This window comes from Sphaerisporangium fuscum (assembly GCF_018531465.1).
In the GTDB taxonomy this organism is placed as follows: domain Bacteria; phylum Actinomycetota; class Actinomycetes; order Streptosporangiales; family Streptosporangiaceae; genus Sphaerisporangium; species Sphaerisporangium fuscum.
Genome location: NZ_JAHDTF010000085.1, coordinates 1 through 1,415, shown reverse-complemented (window position 1 = coordinate 1,415; position 1,415 = coordinate 1). Strand labels below are relative to the sequence as shown.

Annotated in this window: 1 protein-coding gene; it reads right to left on the bottom strand. The window is 67.6% G+C overall.

The features are described from left to right. Positions 1 to 130 precede the first annotated feature (130 nt). Positions 131 to 1,372: an IS701 family transposase gene (locus tag KIK05_RS46410; protein ID WP_214417336.1), complete on the bottom strand. Its 1,242-nt coding sequence runs from the start codon at positions 1,370 to 1,372 to the stop codon at positions 131 to 133. Positions 1,373 to 1,415 lie beyond the last annotated feature (43 nt).

Sequence of the window (1,415 nt, the reverse complement as noted above, 5' to 3'; positions counted from 1 at the left end):
CTAGTAGTGCTTTGTTAGGTCGGTCGATGGCGGTTGCGGCGTGACGGTTTCAGTCTTTGATGGCAGGTGGGGCATGCGCCGGTCCAGGTCGCGAGTAGCAGTTGTAACTCGCGGATGACCTTGTAGAGGGTCAGGCCGGCGCAGCCACTTTTGGGTCGAGTCGCAGCATGGTGATGAACAGGTGCGCGGCGGTGACGAGGGTGACGTGGCGGTGCCAGCCGGTCCAGGACCGGCCTTCGAAGTGGTCCAGTCCAAGGCCGGTCTTCAGTTCCCGGTAGTCGTGCTCGATCCGCCAGCGGATCTTGCCGTACCGGATCAGATCGGCCGGGTCGGTATCGGCAGGCAGGCTGGACAGCCAGTACTTGACCGGCTCGCTCTCGTCATGAGGCCACTGCGCGATCAGCCACCGCTCAGGCAGGGTGCCGTCGCTGTCGCGGGCGATGCGGTGTCCGGCCGGGCGCACGCGCAGGAAGATGAACTGCGAGCTCATGGCACCCTTGGAGCCTTCGCGCCAGGTGAGCGTGACCGCGGCGTCACGGCCGGCGGCCCGGACATGTTCGGCCAAGCTGACGGCGGTGTCCGGGTAGCGCAGGCCGGTCCGGGTTGGAGGCCGGCCTCGGCCGGACCAGGCCCGCGGTGCCGGGACCACGTCCGGGGCATGTGCGAGGGCGTCGCCTTTGACCTGCACGATGTAGCCGATCTGGCGTTCGTCCAGGGCGCCGCGGAACTGACCGCTGTCGCCGTAACCGGCATCGGCTGCCACCAGCGGCGGCCGCAGCCCGCGCTCGATCAGCGCATCGAGCATCTCCACCGCCATCATCCACTTCGGACGATGCCGCTCCTCACCGGGGATCCCGCAACGGTCCCGTCGCGCGGCCACTTCCGAGCGGGTGGCGGCATCAGCCGCCTCCTCATCCCATGACGTCGGCACGAACAGCCGCCAATCCAGCGGACTGGATGCGGTGTCGGTGACCGCATGGACGCTCACCCCGATCTGGCAGTTCGCTACCTTTCCGAGGGTGCCGGAGTACTGCCGCGCCACACACGGCGAGCCCTTGCCGTCCTTGGGGAAACCCGTGTCATCGATCACCCACGCCACCGGCTCCACGACCTCTATGGCCCGGCGGGCCAGCCTGGCCCGCACCGCCCAGGTGTCCCACGTCGACGTGGTCACGAACTGCTGCAACCCCTGGTGATCCACCCCGAGCCGCTCCGCCATCGGCTGCATCGACTTACGCTGCCCGTTCAGCAACAACCCACGCAGGTACGTCACCCCCTTGGCCCGCTGATCCGACCGGGCCAAAGGCGCGAACATCTCCGCGGCGAACGCCTCAAGGCGCTGCCGCACAACCGAAAGCTCATGGGGGGTCATCGCAGCATGAAACTACCCACACCGTCACAGTGGCTCCACGACA